Below are 19,823 nucleotides of genomic sequence, written 5' to 3'. Positions count from 1 at the left end.
GCGTCTGTATCTGAACCAACCGCTCGGTCGGGCCGCGGGCCAGGCAGGGGTGCGCCGCTCTGCTTACCCAGTGCCAGGGGCGACCGACCCGCGTCACGCCCTACCGTTCGGTGGGCAATTGCAACAGCCCACTCGTGCGTCCCGGCCAACCGTTCGGTTGGGCCGCAAGTGTCGCCCCGCGCCCTTGCCGACCAACCATTCGGTCGGGGTGTGGGCCGAGCTGGCTCTTGCCGACCAACCGTTTGGTCGGGCTGTGAGTTGAGCTGCGGTCTTGCCGACCAACCGTTTGGTCGAGCTGTGGGTCGAGCTGTGCTCTTGTCGGCCAACCGTTTGGTCGGGTTGTGGGTTGAGCTGCGCCCTCGCCGACCAACCGTTCGGTCGGGCTGTGAATCGAGCCGCGGTCTCGTCGGCCAACCGTTCGGTCGGGCTGCAACCGGCCTGCGGACTCCTCGACCAACCGTTCGGTCGGGGCGTCGAGCCGAACCAGTCCGCGCGCCCCTGTCCACCAGTCGGTCGGCGGCTGAATCAGCCCCCTCGCGCGTCCCGACCTACCGTCCGGTCGGGCGCGGTGTCAGCCCCTGCCCCGCCCGCGCCCCCGACCTACCGTCCGGTCGGCGCGCCGAACCAGCGAGTCAGCGCGGCACCCAGTCCTCCGTCCCCATCCCCGCTCCCCGCCCAACACACATGCCCATCCGGCCGAACCAACACCGACCCCCGCCACCCATCAGCCTTCACCTCCACCTGATCCACCCGATCCGCCCACCCCCCAACCACACCCGCGCTCCCCCCATCGTCAAAACGCAGCAACAACCCACGACCCGCGTGAGTCAACCCGGCAACCCGCTCCACCCCACCACCACTCACCACATCCAGGTCAGGCATCCGCCGGCCCACCAACTCCTCCGCGCCATCAGCCAGGTCATAGCGAATGTCCAGCCCGGACACCATGCCCGACAGATGCCGGTTGACCTCCGGCAGTCGCAACAACCCGGTCATCAGGTCGCGCAGTGCGGCCACCTCCGCGGCGCCGCCCGGGTTGAGCAGTACGCCCTGGGCCTGGGTGTTGGCCAGTACGCCGGCGGCGACTGGGTGGCGTTCGGACTGGTAGGTGTCCAGCAATCCCTCGGGTGCCTGGCCACTCAACTGGGCGGCGAGTTTCCAGCCCAGGTTCATCGCGTCCTGTACGCCCAGGTTGACGCCCTGGCCGCCTACCGGGAGGTGGATGTGGGCGGCGTCGCCGGCGAAGAACACCCGGTTGGCTCGGTAGTTGGTCAGTTGGCGGGAGGCGTTGGAGAAGCGGGAGGCGGCGCGGATCTCGGTCAGGTCGATCTCCGGGCCGTACACCGCCTGCAGCGCGGCGCGGGTCTCCGCCTCGGTGACCGGCTGGTCCCTGGGCGGGCTCGGTTCGGTGAGGCTGCCGAACATGAATCGGTAGACGCCGTCGCCCAGTGGGTGCAGGACCGTCCAGTAGTCGTTGGTGCCGCGGACCATTTCGCTGAAGTGCCTGCCGCCCTCGGACGTCCCTACCGGTCGGTTGGTGAGGACGATGTCGGCGACCACCGAGCGGATCGTGGCGGCTTGACCGGGGAAGGCCATCGCGAGGTGTTTGCGCACCGTGCTGTGCGCTCCGTCGCAGGCCACCAGGTAGTCCGCGTGCAGGGTGTCGCCGGTGGTGGTGTTGACCTGGACGCCGTGCTCGGTCTGGCTGACGGCGAGCACCTCTGTGCCGCGGCGTACCTCGCCGCCGTTCGCGATCACCCGCTGTTCCAGGAACTCCTCCAGTCGTCCCTGCGAGACGGGCACCGGGGTGGGGTAGCGGGTTTGCCACGGGGTGCAGTCCAGGGGGACCGGCAGGGCGGCGAAGTGGCCGCCGATCAGGCCGGTCAGGGGCACGCCGTCCAGCAGTGGCGTGAGCAGGCCGCGCAGGTCCAGCACCTCGGCGGTGCGTGGTTGCAGGCTGCCCGCCCTGGACTGCGGGTTTGGCTCGGTCAGTCGTTCCAGCACCAGTGTCGACACCCCGGCCAGCCGCAGTTCGTGCGCCAGCATCAGGCCGGTCGGCCCGGCGCCCACGACGATCACCTGAGTTCGCATGACACTCCCTTCAAAAGGTCCACTCGGTATCAAGGTATACCAGGTCTACTTATGCCCCGGGTGTACGAGTTGGCTAGGATGTGCCGATGGGCGAACCGGCAGGGCTGCGCGAACGCAAGAAACAGCGGACCCGCGAGGCCATCGCGGAGGCGGCCATCGAGCTGTTCCTGGACCGTGGCTTCGACCAGGTCTCCGTCGCCGAGGTGGCCGCGGTCGCCGAGGTCTCCAAGCGCACCCTGTTCAAGTACTTCCCCAGCAAGGAAGACCTGGTCGTGCAGCGTTTCGCCGACCACCAGGACGAGTCGGCGCGGTACGTGCGGGCCCGGGTGGTGGGGGAGTCGCCGCTGGCCGCGCTGGAGCGGGGCTGGCTGGAGGCGTTGCGCCGCCAGGACCCGAACACCGGGCTGTGCGACCTGCCCGAGGTGGTCCGGTTCTACCGGTTGATCACCGGCACCGAGAGCCTGGCCGCCCGGCTGCGCCGCTATGCCACGGACGCCGAGGCCCTACTGGCCGACGCGCTGGTCGCGGCCGGTTATCCGCCCCGGCGGGCGCGGCTGGTGGCGGTGCAGGCCGGGGCCCTGGAGACGTTGCTGATGTGGGAGAACTCGGTTCAGATCGCGGCCGGTCGGTCGGCGGCGGAGGTGTACCCGGAGGCGGTGGCCGCGCTCACCGAGGCGTTCGCGCTGCTGCGGGACGGGGCTGAGCTGCCCGCGTAGCAACCCTTGAGTGGTGGCGGGCGCCGGGGTTGCGTGCCTGGCCGTTGTTGTTAGCGCCGTCACTCTCCGTGGTGCTCCAGGTGAACGGAAGCGGTACCCCGGGTGCACCAGTGGGCGTTCCGGCTTGCCCGTTGATTTCCGGCCTTGTGTCCTTGTGCTCGTGGCAACCCCATTCGCCGAGTGAAAGAGGTCGGTGCCATGTCAGCACCCACGTCCGAAATCAATGTCGTCCTCGAGAACATGACCAACGCGGTCACCCGCCTTGACCAGGCGAACTCGAACGTGCACAAACTGCTCGAACCGGTGCACACCGGGGTCAACTCCCTGCGTGGCCAATGGACCGGTGACGCCTCCACCACCTACATCGCCGCGATGCAGAAGTTCGACGACGAGGTGGACGTCATTCTCAAGTCGCTGCTGGACCTGGCGCGCGCGGTGGATGTCGCCGCCGTCGAATACGCCAAGGCGCACAACCTGTCCACCGACGAGGCTGAGCAGGCGAATCGCGCGCTCAACGACAACTTCGCCTCCATCGAACTGCCCGGATTCTGAGTCAGCGCGCCCGAGAAATCAGGAAGGAACCACCATGTCCGGATACGGAGTCACCCCGGCCAACCTCCAGCAGCTCGTCGACATCGCCAAGGAGGCCGCCAACAACGTGACCAGGGAGCTGCACACCCTGGAGGCCGACCTGCAGGCCACCCTCAAGACCTGGACCGGCCAGGCCCAGTCGCAGTACGACATCCAGCAGAAGAAGTGGAACACCGCGGCCCAGGCCATGCCGAGGACGCTGGATGTGGCCAGCGGCGCCGCGCAGAGCATCCACGACGTCTACGTGCGGACCGAGCAGTCCAACGTCAACGCACTGGGCGGCTGACCTGCTGTTTCATCCGTTGCGGCGGCTGTCACGACTTGTTGATGAGCTGTTGACAGGCGCCCGGTTTCCTGATGTCACGGCGCCACCGGGAAGCGCCGACGAGGGAGAAGGGCGCCACCGATGAGCGTGGTCACGGTCAGCAGGGCGGATGAGGTCAGGGCAGGACAGCACCCCGGGTCGGACCGGATCGCGGTGGCCGTGCACGCGGCCGACCGGCGACTGGCCGACCAGCTCGAACCAGCGCTCGCGCTGCCGCGCGAACTGCGCCTTCTCGCTGCCGGTGAGAGCGCTCTCGCAGACGTGCTGCTGGTCTTCAGTGAAATGGTCACCGACAGCCTGGTCGACGAACTGGCCGCGATGTCGGCGGCCGCGCGGCGCCCCGGCCAGTGCATCGTGCTGGTCGCGGGCCCGCTGCGGGAACGCCACCTGGCGCAGCTCTTCGGCGCCGGGGTGGTCAGCATCCTGCCGTACCGGGATGTCACCGCCCACCAGGTCATCCGGACCGTGATCGCCAGCCACGGCGGTCAGGCGGTCCTGCCTGCCAGCCTGACCCGCTGGCTGGTCGAGGAGACCCGGTTCATGCGCACCAACCTGCTGGCCACCCAGGGGCTGGCGGCGGGCGGGCTGACCGTCCGCGAGGTCGAGGTGATCCGGCTGATCGCCCAGGGCGAGGAAACCGCCGGGATCGCCAGCAGCCTCAGCTATTCGGAACGAACCATCAAGAAAATCGTCAAGGACCTCATGTCCCGCCTGGAACTGCGCAACCGGGCGCACGCCGTCTCCTATGCGCTGCGCGTGGGCGCGATCTGAGGTTCCGCGCAATCCGGAAAGGAACTCGTCGCCATGCCGGGTATCCCACCAGCCTCCACCACTCCGCCGCCGAGTGCGGACGACCACCCGCCGCTGTTCGACCTCGGGCCGAAAGGTCCGCCGGTTCCGGGGGGCACCGGAAACGGGGGCGGGCCGCAGATCAAGGTGAGCCCGGACGCGTTGCGGAAATTCGCGGAGAACATCGAGCAGCTCATCCCGCTCATCGATGTCTCGGTCGCCCAGCTCAATGGCGTGAACGTCCGGGCCGGGTCCTTTCCGAACGCGGTGAACCTGGCCAACAGCATCAACGCGCCGGGCCGCCTCACCGACACCGTGACCCAGGTTTTCATCACCGGCAAGAAGACCATCACCGACACCGCGGCGGCGATGCGCAAGATCGCGGCCGACTACGACAAGGCCGAGGAACTGAACTCCATCACGGTCAGTGACTACGGCCGGTATGTGGCCGGCGCGATGGGTGACGTCAACACCCTGATCGGCATCGGCGATGCCAGCAACCCGGCCGCCAAGGGCGGCGGGTCTACCGACTAGTTGGTCGGGGCCGCCGCAGGGCGGCCCCTTCACCCCGGCAGCGGCGAGGAACGGGCAGCGAAGATGACTCAGCCAAACAACAACGCCACCCCCGGCGTCGTGCACGACACCGGCGGCACCTTCGGTGATCCCTCCACCGCCGGTCAGCACGACGACAACTTCGCGGGCTGGGGCTGGAAGGAGATCGAGGCTTCCATCGTCGGCGGCAGCGAGGTCAGCGCCGCCGACGGTGCCAGCCGGGCCAAGGGCATCGCCGACCCGGAGTCCTTCTTCTACGCCGCCAACGCCTTCTACGGCGCGCAGAAGCGCCTGGAGGTCATCGCCAAGAGCATCCAGGAGCAGGCCGACGCGGTCGCGGGCAAGGACGGCCCGTGGCAGGGCGAGGCGGCCAAGAAGTTCAGCATCCTGATGTTCACCCTGGCGCAGACCTTCCAGTCCAGGGCCGACCAGCTCTCCGGCAGCGGGACCAGCGGGTACAACGTGCCGGTCCAGCTCTACAACGACGGCAGGTACCTGGACTGGGCGCAGGGCGCGATCCGCTACATCGACAGCTGGTACGCCGAACTGGCCAGGAAGCTGGGTGCGCCGATCGGCACCGGCGGGCTGGTCTACATCAGCACCAAGCCGGAGCTGGTGACCGCGATGACCGAGCAGATGCGCCAGGTCGCGCAGGCCCTCAACGGCATCTACAAGCTGCCCATCGCCCAGGTGACCAAGCCGGACACCTCGCTGATCAACCAGAACACCCCGCCCGGACTGGGCAACGTCCCACCGCCCACCGGTGGCGGTTCCGGCGGTGGCGGTGGGGGCGGCAACGGCAACAACATCAACATCCCGCCGCCGCCCGGTAGCGGCAACGGCAGTGGTGGCAGTGGAAGTGGCGGCACCGGTGGTGGCGGCAATGGTGGCGGTGGCAACGGCGGCCTGAACATCCCGCCGCCGAACATCCCCCCGCCCTCTGGCTCCGGCTCGGGTGGTTCCGGCAGCGGCTCCGGTGGCGGTGGCGGCCTGGGCAACACGAACCTGCAGATCCCCCCGCCCAACATTCCCCCGCCCCCCGGTTCGACCGGTGGCGGCAGTGGCGGTGGTGGCGGTCTGGGCAACATCCCGAACCTGCAGATCCCGCCGCCCCCCGGCTCCGGCGGCTCCGGCCCTGGCGGCACCGATGGTGGCAGTGGCATCGGCGGGCTGGGCAACCAGAACATCAACGTGCCCCCGCCCCCGGGCTCGATCGGTGGTGGCAGTGGCGGCAACGGCCCTGGCAAGCCCGGCACCGGCGGCAACAACGGCGTTGGCAACCTGCCCAAGCCGCAGATCCCGCCGCCGCCCGGCACCGAAGGTGGCACCGGCAACAACGGCACCCACGGTGGCGGCACCGGCAACCCGAACATCAACGTGCCCCCGCCGCCCAGCACTAGCGACCTGCTCGGCGGCAACCACGGCGGCACGGGCAACGGCTCCGGCGGAAACAACGGCCTGGGCAACAACGGTCTGGGCAACAACCACCTGCAGATCCCGCCGCCCCCCGGGGCCGGCGACCTGCTCGGTGGCGGCCACGGCGGCGGCGCGCACGGCGGCGCCGGTGGCGGCGGAGGTCTTGGCGACACCCGAGGCGGTGGCCTGGGCGGCGGCGCGCACGGTCCGGCGATCGGCGGCCTCGGCGGCGGCACCGGGGGTTCCGGTGGCGGCAGTCTTGGTGGCCTGAACGGTGGCGGTGGCGGTGGTGCGGGCGGTGGCGCCAATGGTGGCATTGGCGGCGGAACCGGCGGCGGAGCCAACGGATCCAACGGCGGCAACGGCAACCAGGGCGGCGCCCCGGTCATGCCCCCGCCCGCCGGTGGCGGCGGTGGCGGCCAGGCCAACCAGGGTGAGCGCCCGGACGCGGCCGGTCTGCTGGAAGGCGACCAGAACGCGCACCTGTGGGAAGGCGAGGAACTGCCCGTCGGCTTCGGCGATCCCGGTATCACCGGCGAGACCCTGGCCGACAAGCCGAGGGACTGGGTGTCCGAGGAGTCCACTGTGGACGAATCCGTGACGGCCCCGAGCGCGCCGGTCGTGCTCGGCCCGGTGCTGCCGCCGGTGACGGCGGAGTCCAAGCCGGAACGCCCAGAGGCGGCCAACCTGCTTGTCCAGAGCGGCGAGCAGGTGTGGGGCCCGGCGGAATCGGCACCCGCCGAACAGATCCCGGTCAATCTCACGCCCACCCCAATCGAGCCCACGGCGCAACCCGCCCCGACCGCGCAACTCGCGCCCACCGTGCGACCCGCCCCGACCGAGCCACCCGCGCCCACCGCGCCACCCGCGCCCACCGCGCAACCCGTGGAACCCGCGGAACCCGCGGTCCTGCACTTCCCGGTCGCGACCCCATCCGCCATCCCGGTGGTCGCCCCGGCCCCGGACACCCCCCGGGTCGCCGTCGTGCGACCGGTCACCGACCGCGAGGACGTCAACGCCTGGAACACCGGCGTCGCCGCCCTGCTCCCCGCCTTCCTGCCCGCCCCCGTCGAGCCGGAAACCGAACCGGAAACCGAACTCCAGTACGTCCTCGACGAGAACGCCGACGGCGAGATCGAACTCGCCGCCTACCAGCGCCGCCGCGACGGCGACCTGGTCGACGAGAAACCACTGCTGTGCAGCAGCGACCTCCCCGAACCGGAGCCGGAGCCCGAACCCGAGCCGGAAGAGGACGAAGACGAAGACGAGCCGGAGCGGACCGCCGCCGACCTGCTCAACCTGGACGAATCCGCCTGGGGCGGCCGCGACGACCACGGGAACGGGGTGCTGGGATGAGCACGGTCACCGCGAAGCGCGGGCCGCGCCAGGCCGGACCGGCGCAACCAGCCGGGCAGATCGAACTCCAGGAACCGCCGGTCCTCGGGGAGCCCGCGAGCCGGGACTTCACCTCGGCGGTGAGCATGCTGCCGATGGGCATCGGCTCGATCATCATGGTGCTCAGCTTCTCCGGCATCGGCGGCACCTCGCCGATGACCTACCTCATCGGTGGCGGCATGGGCGTGTCGATGATGGCGATGAGCCTGGCCCAGTTGGGCCGCCCCGGCGCGGACCGCAAGCGCAAGATGCGCGGTGAGCGGCGGGACTACCTGCGCTACATCGCCCAGCTGCGCGCCAAAGCCCGCTCCACCGCGGAAGAACAGCGCCGTGCGGTGCTGTGGGACAACCCGGCGCCCTCCGCGCTGTGGTCCCTCGCCGTCGGCAACCGGGTGTGGGAACGCCGGGCCAGCCACGAGGACTTCGGGCGGGTGCGGGTCGGACTCGGCGCCCAGCGTGCCGCGCTGGAACTGGTGCCGCCCACCACCAAACCGATCGAGGACCTGGAGCCGCTGACCGCGGTGTCGTTGCGCCGCTTCAGCGAGGCATACCGCACCGTCACCGGAATCCCGATCGCGGTCGGCCTGCGCAGCTTCACCAGCGTGGAGTTCGACGGCGACCGCACCGCCGCCACCGGCCTGGTCCGCGCCATGCTCGCCCAGCTGGCCACCTTCCACTCCCCGGACGAACTGCGCATCGCGGTGCTCACCACCGAGGAGCAACGGCCGGCCTGGGACTGGGCGAAATGGTTGCCGCACAACGCACATCCCACCGTGCGCACCGCGGCCGGACCGGCCCGGCTGGTGGCAACCGAGCACAACGAGCTGTTCGACCTGCTCGGCCCGGAGGTCAACGACCGCGGCGACCACGACAAGTCCGTGCCGCCCAGCGCCACCGAACCCCTGGTGGTGATCGTGGCGCACCTGGTGAAACTGCCCGACTCCTCCCGGCTGCTCGGCGCGGGCCTGCGCAACGTGGTGCTGCTGGATGTCACCGGCATGCTGCCCGGCGGCCCGCAGGTGCTGCGGCTGACCGTGTCCGACGGCAAGCTCAGCTACCCGGCCGGTGCGGGCGGCGACGCCGAGGCCGCACCCGACTCGCTGAGCATCGAGCAGGCCGAGACCCTGGCCCGGCTGCTGGCGCCCAAGCGCACCTCCGGCACGGTGGACCTGGTCGAGCAGCCCCTGGACTCCGACTTCGGGCTCACCACGCTGCTCAACATCCGCGATGTGCACACCTTCGACGTGGCCGCGCAGTGGCGGCCCCGGCTGCCGCAGCGGGCCCGGCTGTCCGTGCCGATCGGGGTCACCGAGGACGGCGAGGTGGTCGAACTCGACCTCAAGGAATCCGCCCAGGGCGGCATGGGTCCGCACGGAATGCTCATCGGCGCAACGGGTTCCGGCAAGAGTGAACTGCTGCGCACCCTGGTGCTCGGGCTGGCCGCCACGCACTCCTCGGAGATCCTCAACCTCGTGCTGGTCGACTTCAAGGGCGGCGCGACCTTCCTCGGCATGGAGCACCTGCCGCACACCTCCGCGGTGATCACCAACCTGGCCGACGAACTGCCCCTGGTCGACCGCATGCAGGACTCGCTCAACGGCGAGCTGACCCGGCGGCAGGAACAGTTGCGGGAGAACGGTTATCCCTCGCTGTTCGAGTACGAGAAGGCCCGCGCGGCCGGTGCCCAGCTGGCCCCGATGCCCACGCTGTTCCTGGTGGTGGACGAGTTCTCCGAACTGCTGGCCAGCAAGCCGGAGTTCATGGACCTGTTCGTCTCCGTCGGACGGCTCGGACGCAGCCTCGGCGTGCACCTTCTGCTTGCCTCGCAACGACTTGACGAGGGCCGGATCAACCGGGTCGAGGGTCACCTGTCCTACCGGATCGCGCTGCGCACCTTCTCCTCCATGGAGTCCCGCAGTGTGATCGGCGCGGCCAGCGCCTACGAACTGCCCGCCGATCCCGGCAACGGCTACCTCAAGATCGACACGACGAACCTGGTGCGGTTCAAGGCCGCCTACGTCTCCGGACCGGTCCCCGCCGCCGCCAACGGCGCGGCCACCGAGGCGGTGCTGAGCCAGGAAGTGGTGCCCTTCAACACCTTCGCGCTCCCCGCCGCCGAGACCGCGGTCACCGAGGCCGAACCCGAGCGGGTGCTCGGCGCGGCCGCCGGTGAGCAGACCCTGGCCGAGGCGTTCCTGAACCGCTTGCACGGCGCGGGTCCCGCGGCCCGCCAGGTCTGGCTGCCGCCGCTGAGCGCCTCGCCCAGCCTGGACTCGCTGCTGCCCGGCGTGCTGCCGGACCCGGTGCGCGGCATGACCGTGGCCGACCCGGCCGAACGCGGCCGCCTGCGGGTGCCCGTCGGCATGGTCGACCGGCCGTATGAGCAGGTGCGCGAACTGCTCTTCGCCGACCTGTCCGCGGCCAACGGGCACGTCGCGGTGGTCGGCGCGCCGCAGTCGGGCAAGTCCACCCTGCTGCGCACGCTCGTGCTGGCCCTCTCGCTCACCCACACCCCCGAGGAGATCCAGTTCTACGGACTGGACTTCGGCGGCGGCGGCATCATGTCGATCAGCGGCCTGCCGCACGTCGGCTCGGTGGCCACCCGGCTGGAACGCGACCGGGTGGTGCGCACGGTGGCCGAACTGCTGCACGTGATGGAGCGCCGCGAGGCGGTCTTCACCGAACGCGGCATCGAATCCATGGCCGCCTACCGGCAACTGCGCGCTCTCGGCGAGATCGACGACCCCTACGGCGACGTGTTCCTGCTCGTCGACGGCTGGTACAGCGTGCGCCAGGACTACCCGGACCTGGAGGACCGGATCAGTGAACTCGCCGCCCGCGGGCTGACCTTCGGCGTGCACCTGATCGTGGCCGCCACCCGCTGGTCGGAGATCCGGCCCCGGCAGCGCGACCTGATCGGCACCCGCTTCGAGCTGCGACTGGGCGATGCCATGGAGTCCGAACTGGGTTCCCGCAAGGCGGCCACCGTGCCCGAACAACCCGGCCGCGGCCTGACCACCGACGGCTTCCACTTCCTGGCCGGTCTGCCCCGGATGGACGGCGGCTCCGGCACCGAGGACCTCACCGACGCCACCCGCACCCTCGCCGAGGAGGTCCAGACCTTCTGGTCCGGCAGGCGGGCGCCGGAGGTCCGGCTGCTGCCGCACCTGCTGCCTGCCGAGGCGCTCAACGCCCCCGCTGGCGATGTGCGCGTTGACCTCGGCCTGGACGAGCAGCGGCTTTCCCCGGTGTGGCACGACTTCGGCGCCACCCCGCACCTGCTGGTGTTCGGGGACGACGAGACCGGCAAGAGCAACGCGCTGCGCCTGGTGGTCCAGTCGGTGCTGCGCCGGTACGGTCCGGCCGAGGCCAAGTTCGTGCTCGCCGACCCCAGCCGCGGCTTCGACGACCTGGTGCCCGAGGAGTACCGGGCCGGGCACGCCATCACCGGCGACGCCGTGCACGAACTGGCCCAGCGGGCCGCGGCCTCGGTGACCAAACGGTTGCCCGGCACCGAGATCACCGGCGAGCGACTGCGCCGCCGGGACTGGTGGGACGGCCCCCGGCTGTTCTTCATCGTCGACGACTACGACCTGCTGACCGCGGGCGGACGGCCCGGCGGACCGCTGGAACCGTTGCTGCCGCTGCTCGCCCAGAGTGTCCACATCGGACTGCACCTGATCATCGCGCGCAGCACCTCCGGCGCGATGCGGGCCATGATGGACTCCGCCGTGCGCCGCCTCTGGGAACTGGGCACGCCCGCCCTGCTGTTCTCCTACCCCAAGGAGGAGGGCAAGTTCCTCGGCGAGGCCCGGCCGCGCACGCTGCCGCCCGGCCGCGCCCAGCTGGTCACCCGCCGCGGTGTCCGCCTGGTGCAGACCGGATTCGCCGGCCACACCGCAGACCTGGTGGGCGCCTCCGCCCGCACCGCCACTTCGTTCGGGGAGAACTCATGAGCGCGCCAACGGCCCAGCTCTGCCACATCACCGTGTACGGCCCCGGCGGGCGCGCCGACCTGGCGGTGCCCTCGGCCACCTCGGTGTCCAGCCTGCTGCCGGTGCTGCTCAAGCACACCTCCGGCCCCGGCGGCCCGGTCGCCGGCGAGGGCGCCTGGTCCCTGCAGCGACTCGGTGAGCCGCCGCTGGACCCCGACGGCACCCCGGAGACCCTGGACTGGCTCGACGGCGAGGTCTTCCACCTGCGCCGCTCCGCCGAAGCGTTGCCGGAACTGGACTTCGACGACGTGGCCGACGGCATGGCCACCGTGGTCAACCGCCGCGCCGACCGCTGGCAACCGGAGTTCAACCGCTGGCTGTTCGCCGGACTGTCCGGACTCGCCTTGCTGCTGCTCGCGATCGTGGTGCTGCAACCGGTCACCTGGCTGGTGAGCGTGCTCTTCAGCAGTGTGCTGGCCGGGCTGCTGATCGGCGGCGCGCTGGTCGCCGGGTACCGCACCGACAACACCCCGCTGACCCTGCTCACCACCGTCGGCGGCAGCGTGTTCGCCGCCCTGGCCGGGGCGATCGGGGTTGGCGGCGGGCAGGCAACCCTTGCGCTGCAAGCGGTTCCGGTGCTCTTCGGCGGACTGGCCCTGGTGCTGGCGGCGGGGATTCTCGGCCTCGGGCACGCGTTGTTCGCCCGCGCCATCCCGGTCTGGCCGGTCACCGCGCTCGGCCTGGCCGGGGTAGTCGGAGTAGGCAGTGAGAGCGCCTACCTGTTCCTGGCCTGGACGCCGGCGAAGGTGGCCGCGGTGCTGTGCGCGATCCTGTTGCTCAGCCTGGTCTTCGCCCCGCACGTGGCCATCCGCAGCGCGCACATCCGCGGCCCGCAGCTACCCCGCACCGCGGCCGAGCTGCCCCGCGAGATCGACCCCGCGCCCGCCGCGGAACTGGCCCGCCGCACCGGGTACGCCGACGACTTCCTCACCGCGATCACCGTTGCCGCCGCCCTGGCCTACGCCGCCGCGGTGCCGGTGCTGGCCACCGCGGGCGACGGGTTCTCCTTCGCGCTGGCCGCCCTGTTCGCGGTGATCGCGCTGATCCGCGGCGCCCGCCTCACCGGGGTCTGGCAGCGGATCCCGTTGCTGCTGGCCGGTTTCCACGGCTCCGCGCTGGTGGCCACCAGCATGGTCGGCGGCTACGGCGCGCTCGGCCGCACGCTGACCCTGCTCGGCCTGTCCGGGGTGTTCCTGGCCCTGGTGCTGGCCATGCTGCGCCCGGTGCACCAGCGGCTGCTGCCGATCTGGGGCCACCTGGCCAACTGGGCCGAGATCCTCACCGCGGTCGCGGTGCTGCCGGTGCTGGTCGAGCTGTTCGGGTTCTACGCCTGGGCCGCCTCGCTGATGGGGAGCTGAACCATGCAGACGCAGAAGGACCACGTCGAGGCATACCAGTTCATGATGGGCCGGATGAGCGCCTCCCTGGTGCTCGGCGACCCCAGCCTGCTGGAGGTCCCCGCCCGCCGCGCCTGGACCGGTTTCCTGGTCGGCATCGGGATCACCTTCCTGATCGGGCTCGGCTTCTTCCTCTACGGGCTGATCGTGCACCTGACCGCACCCAAGCCCGCCACCAGGCCACAGGCCGCGGAGTACTCACTCCAGGTCGACCACCACGCATCCGAAGGGGGCCAGTCATGGCTGTCCTGACCACACGAGGACCAGCCGGTGACCACGGGCTGGCCAGGCACACCATCGGCAACGCCACCATCCTCTGCCAGCCCGGCAAACTCAGCGACGAGGCCCGCGCGCTCGCGCTCACCGTGGCCGCGGACAGTGAGAACCTGCTCGTGGTGGTGGACCTGCCCGAGGACTCGCCGATCGGCCTGTGGGACCAGGTCGCCAAGGTGCTGCCGCGCCGCCGAGGCATCCGGCTGGTCATCGGCGGCCGCAACCGGGAAACCGCCGCGCTGGCCGGGCAATGGCTGTCCGAACGCCTGGGCCGCAGCGTGCTCGCCCCCGACGGCGCACTCACCCGCGCCGCGGGTGGCGGCCTGTTCGTCCACAGTGGACCGGGCACCGGCTGGGTGCGCTTCCGCAAGGGCCGGGTGCCGGTATGGGAGGCCAAGCGCTTCCCCAAGCCCACCTGGGAGAACGGCAGTCCCCTCGACGCCGAGCCGACCAGTTCGCGCGGCGTGGCCGAACCCATCCCCGGCGGCATCTGGATCCGCCCGGCCGGTGACGACCCGCGCCAGGCCGAACAGCGGGTGAAGCTGGCCGAGACGCTGCCGGTGCGCCCGGACCTGATGACCGTGGTGGTCGGCAGCCCCGGCGGCGCGCCGCTGTCCCTGGACGATGTGTCCCGGCTGTGGATCCAGCTCGCCGAGCCGGTCCGCCGCCAGACCCGGTTCGTGCACTACGGCCCGCTCTCCTTCGCCAACAACGACACCCTGGGCCAGGCACTGGCCGACCTGTTCGGCACCGGCATCGTCACCTACACCGGCCTGCCCACCGGCACCGGCGAACTGCGCACGGTGCTGCCGGACGGGTCCGCAGGCTGGCAGCCCTACGCCACCCAGCTGCTGCACACCGCAAGGGACAGCCGCGGCGTCGCACTGCCGCCGATCGTGCTGGCGCACCGCTCCCCGGTGGGCAACCTGCCCGAGATCGGGCCCGCGGTGTACTGGACCGCGCCGGACGCGGTGATCGAGGTCGTGCCCGCCGGGCTGGTGCTGCGTTCCCCGGTGCCCTCGCCGGATGTGCCCGCCCTGCGCGACATCCGCCTGGACGCCCGGCAGAACAACCTGATCTTCGACCCGGCCGGTGAGTCGGAACCGGGGCGGATGCGCTTCCTGGCCAACGACATGTTCGGACGACTGGACACGGCCAGCCGCGAATCCGCCAGGGTGCTGGCGGCTGCGGAGTTGCTGGCCGAGCACGGGGTGCGGGCCAGCGGCGCGGCGAACGCCGTGGTGACGCTGCGGGATCCGGCGCCGGTCGCGCCGGTCGAGCAGGCCCCGGTGCAGGCGGAGCCCTACCGACCGGTCGGTAGGACCGCCACCGAGGCCCCGTCGATCCTGGCGGCCCTCGCCCCGGTCGTCGCGGTCGAGCCCGCTGCTCCGCAGGCCCAGGCGGTCGAAGCCCCGGCCCGCGCGGCTGTCGAGCCGGTGGCGGCCCCGGCGACCGAGGCCCCGGCCCCGGTGCCCCCCGCGCCGGCCGTCACCGCCGCCCCGGTGATCCCGGCCGGTCCGGCCCGCGCGCTGCCCACCCCCGCCCCGGCCGCCGCCGCGCTCATCCCCGACCGCGGCCTCACCGACGAGCGCGAGTGGCTGCGCACCAACCTGGGCGCCGAGTACGGCACCCTGTCCAACGCCCTGGCTCGCGTGCTGTCCGAACACCCTGGTTTCCAGGGCGCGCTGACCCGTTCCGCCGCCGAGATCCTCACCGACGCGGTCGCCGTGCGGCTCTACCTCTCCCCGCGCGGCATCGCGGTGGACGCCGGGCTGCGCGCGGCCACCGTCGGCGCACACGTCCCGTTCGCACGCTGCGTGGTCTCCGGCCTGAACCGGCTGCCCTCGCACCGCGGCGCGGCGGTCTTCACCGCCACCGTGGACGCCGAGCGCCTGGAGTTCTACCGGGACAACGCCGCCGTCACCGAGTGGGGCTTCCTCAACGCGCTGACCGGGCCGCACGCCGGATCTGCCGGGGACACCGACCTGGTGGTCTGGTCCATGACCGCCCGCCGGACCCGCCTGCTGGAGCCCGAGGACAGCCGGGTCGCCGACCGGGTGCTGTTCGTGCCGGGCACCAGCTTCAAGGTCCTGGAGGTCACCGGGGCCGCCGAGGGCCAGCGCGGCCGGATCCTGCTGCGCGAACTGGGTGCGGCCGAGATCGACGCCGAGGGCCGCATCGACGCCAGCCGCGCCTCGCTCGACGAGCTGGCGCTGCGCTCGCTCAAGCAGCAACTGGACCGCTGGGCCACCGACCAGCCCGCGGACCCGATCGACGCCGCCGCCGCGGCCCGCTTCGGCACCCTGCCGGGCCTGGTCTGAAGGGGACTGAGATGAGCCGAGAAGTCCTGACCGTCGGCGCGGGCGGCTACCCGAGCATCGGGGCCGCACTGGCCCAGGCCCCGCGCGGCGCCACCATCAGCGTCCAGCCGGGCCAGTACGCGGAGAACCTGGTGGTGCGCCAGATGGTCACCATCATCGCCGCCGAGGGCCCCGGCACCGTCCGGGTCCAGGCCGCCACCGGCAGCGTGCTGGTAGTCGACGCCGAGGCCGTGCAACTGCGCGGACTCACCCTCGGCTCCGGCGAGACCGAACTGGCCACAGTGGACATCGTCCGCGGCCAGGCCGGACTCGACGGCTGCGAGATCACCGGCGGCTCCTGGACCACCCTGCTGGCCCGCGAGACCGGCTCGCTGGCCATGCGGGACTGCGTGGTGCGCAACAGCATCGGCGTCGGCGTGGTCATCGCCTCCCCGCAGACCTCCACCATCGAACACACCCAGGTGGTCGAACCGGCCTCCTCCGGCATCGTGGTGGCCGAACACGGATCGCTGATCCTGCGTCGCAGCACCGTGCTCCGGCCGCGCGGCAACGGCCTGTGCGCCAACGGATCGGCCGAGCTGACCGCCGAGCAGTGCGAGATCACCGGCGCGGGCAAACCGGCCGTGGTGCTGGAAGGCCAGTCCACGGCCAGCCTCACCGGCCTGACCGTGACCGGCAGCGACAGCATCGACCTCTACCTGCTCACCACCGGCACGGTGTCCATTGTGGACTCCAGCTTCACCGGTGCCCGCGGCCAGTCAGCGCACATCTCCGGCGGCACCGCGCAACTGCTGCGGGACTGCACCTTCACCGGCGCGGGCAACGCCGCGATCCAGATCACCGGCCAGGCCGCCCCGCGACTGACCGACTGCGTGCTCACCGGGGTGCCGGTGGCGGTGCTGGTGGACGGGGAGAGCACGCCGAAGTTCGAGCGTCCGGTGCTCACCGAGGTCGGTCAGGGCTTCGTGGTCTCCGGCAACAGCAAGCTGCTGCTGGCCGGTGGCACCGTGGACACCGGTGACGCGGCCGCGCTGGAGGTCAGGGAGAGTTCCCGCGCGGTGCTGTCCGACCTGGAGATCCACTCGGCCAGCATCGCCGCACTGTCCTTTGTGGAGTCATCAGCCGGAGAGCTGCGCTCGGTGCAGTTGCGCGGCGGTGGCGTGCTGGCCGGGGACGGGGTCACGCTGACCGTGCGGGACAGCGAGATCCTCAACGCCCCCGGCGACGCCCTGACCGCCCGGCCCGGCGCGTCCCTGACCGTCAGCCACTGCCGCATCCGCTCCCCGCGTGGCCACGGTGTGGCCATGGACGTGGGCGCCCGCGGCGAGCTGACCGATTGCCAGGTCACCGAGTCCGGTGCGGAGCCGTTCCAGATCGGCTCGCCGGAGCACGTGCGCCGCGGCGAGGCCGGTCGCGCGGTGGTCCGCGAGACCGTGCCCGAGCACACCCCCGAACCGGTCGAGGCCGAGGGCGCCGAACTGTCCGAGCCCATGCGGGAACTGGCGGGCCTTGTCGGCCTGGACGGGGTGAAGCAGGAGGTCACCGGGCTGGTCAACCTGATCCGGATGTCCCAGCAGCGCAAGAAGCTCGGCCTGCCGATGCCGCCGATGAGCCGCCACCTGGTCTTCGCCGGTCCGCCAGGAACGGGTAAGACCACGGTGGCCCGGATGTACGGCACGGTGCTGGCCGAGCTGGGTGTGCTGAGCAAGGGGCACATGGTCGAGGTGGCCCGCGCCGACCTGGTCGGGCAGTACATCGGCTCCACCGCGATCAAGACCACCGAGGTGATCACCAAGGCGCTCGGCGGCGTGCTGTTCATCGACGAGGCGTACACGCTGACCGCCCAGTCCGGCGGCTCCGGCCCGGACTTCGGTCAGGAGGCGGTGGACGCGCTGATGAAGATGATGGAGGACCACCGGGACGAACTGGTCGTCATCGTGGCGGGCTACTCCGCGCACATGGACCGGTTCCTGGACTCCAACCCCGGCCTGGCCTCCCGGTTCACCCGCACCATCGAGTTCCCCAACTACTCGGTGGACGAGCTGGTCACCATCACCACCGGCCTGTGCGCCAAGCACTACTACGAGCTGACCGAGGACGGCCTGGCCGCGGTCCGCGAGTACTACGAACGCGTGCCCAAGAACGAGACCTTCGGCAACGGCCGGGTGGCCCGCAAACTGTTCGAGGCCATGGTGAACAACCAGGCATCCCGGTTCGCCACCGCCCCACCCAGCAAGGACACCGAGCTGAACCGGCTCACCGCGGCGGACCTGCGGGCCGAACTGGACCTGCTGCCCGCCGCCGCCCGCGCGGTCAACGCCTCCACTGTGGACGATCCGGCCGCAGCGGTGGCCGCCACCCTTGGCTGGCGCCGGTTCGAGGCCCTCGCCGGTCAGGACCAGACCAGGGCCACCGCCCGGCTGACCCTGGAACGCCTGGCCAAGGCCCGCCGGGCGGGTGCCGACGACGCCGCCGACCTGGTGATCACCGGTCGGCGGGGGAGTGGCCGCACCGAGTTCGCCAGGCTGTACGCCCAGTCACTGACCGAACTCGGCCTGATCCGCACCGGCGTGCTGCACCGGGTGCACGTGGCCGCCGAGCTGTGGCCGCAGTGGCCCGGCCAGGCCGAGGCACTGGCCCGCGACGCGGTGGCCCAGGCCCGCGGCGGGGTGCTGGTGCTGGACCTGGACGGGGACTGGCTGGCCGAGTCCGCCGACCCGGTGTTCGAGGCGGTGGAAGCGGTGCTCACCGAGACCGCACGGCGGGCCGGCGATCAGGTGCTGGTGCTGCTCGGCGAGCCGGAGCGGATCGGCGCGCTGTCCGGACTGCTCAACCTGCCCGCCCGCTTCGGGCACGCCTGGCCGCTCGGACCGTACACAGTGGAGGAACTGGCCCAGGTCGCGGTGGCGGCGCTGGCCCGGCGCGGCCACGAGGTGCCGGAGGACGTGCGCGAGGCGCTGGCCGGTGAACTGGCGAAGTCCGGAGTGGACAGTGTGCGCGGCGCCCACCAGCTCGCGCTCGCCCTGGCCCGCACCGCGGCCACTCGCACCCTGGTCGCCGCCGACCTGCGCGCGCTCGCGCCGGTCGGCGCGGAGGAACTGCCGCTGGGCCAGGGCCTGGCCGCGGTCGGATGAGAGGGAGCACGATGAACGCCAACTACGACGACCTGCGGGCCGAGGCCCTCAGCGCGTACCAGAGCAGGCGGGCCGAACTACTGGCCCTGCGCGGTGATCTGGCCGCGGTGTCCGGGGTGGCCAAGGCTCCGCGTGATGTGGTGACGGTGACCGTCGGCCCGCACGGCGAGCTGAAGGACATCAAGTTCCCCACCGCCGCCTACAACAAGCTCACCCCGGCCGAACTGGCCGCGGTGATCCTCAAGACCGCGAACGCGGCCCGGACCAAGGCGGCCCGCACCGCCGGTCAGAAGCTCGGCGCGCTACTGCCCGCCGGACTGACCGGGGAGAAGTTGCTGCGCGGCGAACTGGACCTGGGCGCGCTGCTGCCCGAGGCACCCGACGTGGCCTGAGGCCACCGGACAAACAGGAGGAGCACATGGCAGGCGAAGAGCACTTCGAGGTGGTGCCGGACGGGCTGCGGGTGGCCGCCCGCGGTTTCCACACCAAGGCCGACCACCTGATGCGACTGCACCAGCAACTCGCGGTCCTGGTCGACGGCAACCGGCTGGCCCCGCTGGTCGGCGACAACGACAACGCCAAGACCTTCCTGGCCGGGTTCACCAGATCGGGTGGCGGGGTACGGGACGTGGTCGGCGGCTGGGGTACCGCGATCCGGGTGACCGGCGACGTGGCCGGTGGCATGGCCGAGAACTACGACCTCGCGGAGCGTTACGCCACGGATTCGGGGCGTGGCCTCGGCAACGCGCTGGCCAACATCACCGGCGGCGGGCCTGTCAACAACATCGTCGACAACCTGTCAACACGTCGCTGATTCCCTGAACACGG

General features: G+C 71.5%; 14 protein-coding genes. 13 read left to right on the top strand and 1 reads right to left on the bottom strand.

The genetic code is table 11. The features are described from left to right. Nucleotides 1-600: 600 nt before the first annotated feature. The gene (locus HNR67_RS30220) at nt 601-2,091 is read right to left on the bottom strand and encodes an FAD-dependent oxidoreductase (protein WP_185005577.1); all 1,491 of its coding nucleotides are present in this window, start codon (nt 2,089-2,091) and stop codon (nt 601-603) included. 86 nt (nt 2,092-2,177) lie between these two features. Here HNR67_RS30220 and HNR67_RS30215 point away from each other — a divergent pair, with 86 nt between their 5' ends. The 13 genes from HNR67_RS30215 (at nt 2,178) to HNR67_RS30155 (ending at nt 19,809) form a co-directional block, all read left to right on the top strand. Further along, nucleotides 2,178-2,807 carry a TetR/AcrR family transcriptional regulator gene (locus tag HNR67_RS30215; RefSeq protein WP_185005576.1) on the top strand — a complete coding sequence of 210 codons (630 nt, stop codon included), beginning with the start codon at nt 2,178-2,180 and terminating at the stop codon, nt 2,805-2,807. 198 nt (nt 2,808-3,005) lie between these two features. Beyond that, complete coding sequence (locus HNR67_RS30210; protein WP_281403260.1) at nt 3,006-3,359, top strand: WXG100 family type VII secretion target; 354 nt, start codon at nt 3,006-3,008, stop codon at nt 3,357-3,359. 34 nt (nt 3,360-3,393) lie between these two features. Then, complete coding sequence (locus tag HNR67_RS30205) at nt 3,394-3,684, top strand: WXG100 family type VII secretion target (protein ID WP_185005574.1); 291 nt, start codon at nt 3,394-3,396, stop codon at nt 3,682-3,684. Nucleotides 3,685-3,804: 120 nt separating this feature from the next. After that, complete coding sequence (locus HNR67_RS30200) at nt 3,805-4,494, top strand: helix-turn-helix transcriptional regulator (protein WP_185005573.1); 690 nt, start codon at nt 3,805-3,807, stop codon at nt 4,492-4,494. A 165-nt stretch (nt 4,495-4,659) separates the two neighbouring features. Further along, entirely contained in the window at nt 4,660-5,046 is a 387-nt protein-coding gene (locus tag HNR67_RS30195) for a hypothetical protein (RefSeq protein ID WP_185005572.1), read from the top strand. Nucleotides 5,047-5,109: 63 nt separating this feature from the next. Next, nucleotides 5,110-7,836, top strand: coding sequence for a hypothetical protein (locus HNR67_RS45905; RefSeq protein ID WP_185005571.1), 2,727 nt, complete (start codon nt 5,110-5,112; stop codon nt 7,834-7,836). Beyond that, the gene (gene eccCa / locus HNR67_RS30185; RefSeq protein ID WP_185005570.1) at nt 7,833-11,831 is read left to right on the top strand and encodes a type VII secretion protein EccCa; all 3,999 of its coding nucleotides are present in this window, start codon (nt 7,833-7,835) and stop codon (nt 11,829-11,831) included. The genes HNR67_RS45905 and eccCa overlap by 4 nt, the downstream gene beginning before the upstream one ends. Beyond that, the gene (gene eccD, locus HNR67_RS30180; RefSeq protein ID WP_185005569.1) at nt 11,828-13,228 is read left to right on the top strand and encodes a type VII secretion integral membrane protein EccD; all 1,401 of its coding nucleotides are present in this window, start codon (nt 11,828-11,830) and stop codon (nt 13,226-13,228) included. The genes eccCa and eccD overlap by 4 nt, the downstream gene beginning before the upstream one ends. A 3-nt stretch (nt 13,229-13,231) precedes the next feature. Further along, nucleotides 13,232-13,519 (top strand): type VII secretion protein EccB, encoded by a 288-nt coding sequence (locus tag HNR67_RS30175; protein ID WP_185005568.1) that lies wholly within the window; start codon nt 13,232-13,234, stop codon nt 13,517-13,519. Then, a complete protein-coding gene (locus HNR67_RS30170; protein WP_221490105.1) occupies nt 13,507-15,861 on the top strand; it encodes a hypothetical protein in 2,355 nt (784 codons plus the stop codon). Before HNR67_RS30175 ends, HNR67_RS30170 begins: the two co-directional genes overlap by 13 nt. An 11-nt stretch (nt 15,862-15,872) precedes the next feature. After that, nucleotides 15,873-18,995 (top strand): right-handed parallel beta-helix repeat-containing protein, encoded by a 3,123-nt coding sequence (locus tag HNR67_RS30165; protein WP_185005567.1) that lies wholly within the window; start codon nt 15,873-15,875, stop codon nt 18,993-18,995. A gap of 11 nt (nt 18,996-19,006) precedes the next feature. Next, nucleotides 19,007-19,387 carry a YbaB/EbfC family nucleoid-associated protein gene (locus HNR67_RS30160; RefSeq protein ID WP_185005566.1) on the top strand — a complete coding sequence of 127 codons (381 nt, stop codon included), beginning with the start codon at nt 19,007-19,009 and terminating at the stop codon, nt 19,385-19,387. 26 nt (nt 19,388-19,413) lie between these two features. Further along, nucleotides 19,414-19,809, top strand: coding sequence for a hypothetical protein (locus HNR67_RS30155; RefSeq protein ID WP_185005565.1), 396 nt, complete (start codon nt 19,414-19,416; stop codon nt 19,807-19,809). Nucleotides 19,810-19,823: the final 14 nt, after the last annotated feature.

The organism is Crossiella cryophila (assembly GCF_014204915.1).
In the GTDB taxonomy this organism is placed as follows: Bacteria; Actinomycetota; Actinomycetes; order Mycobacteriales; family Pseudonocardiaceae; genus Crossiella; species Crossiella cryophila.
This window is presented reverse-complemented; position numbering and strand designations above follow the sequence as displayed.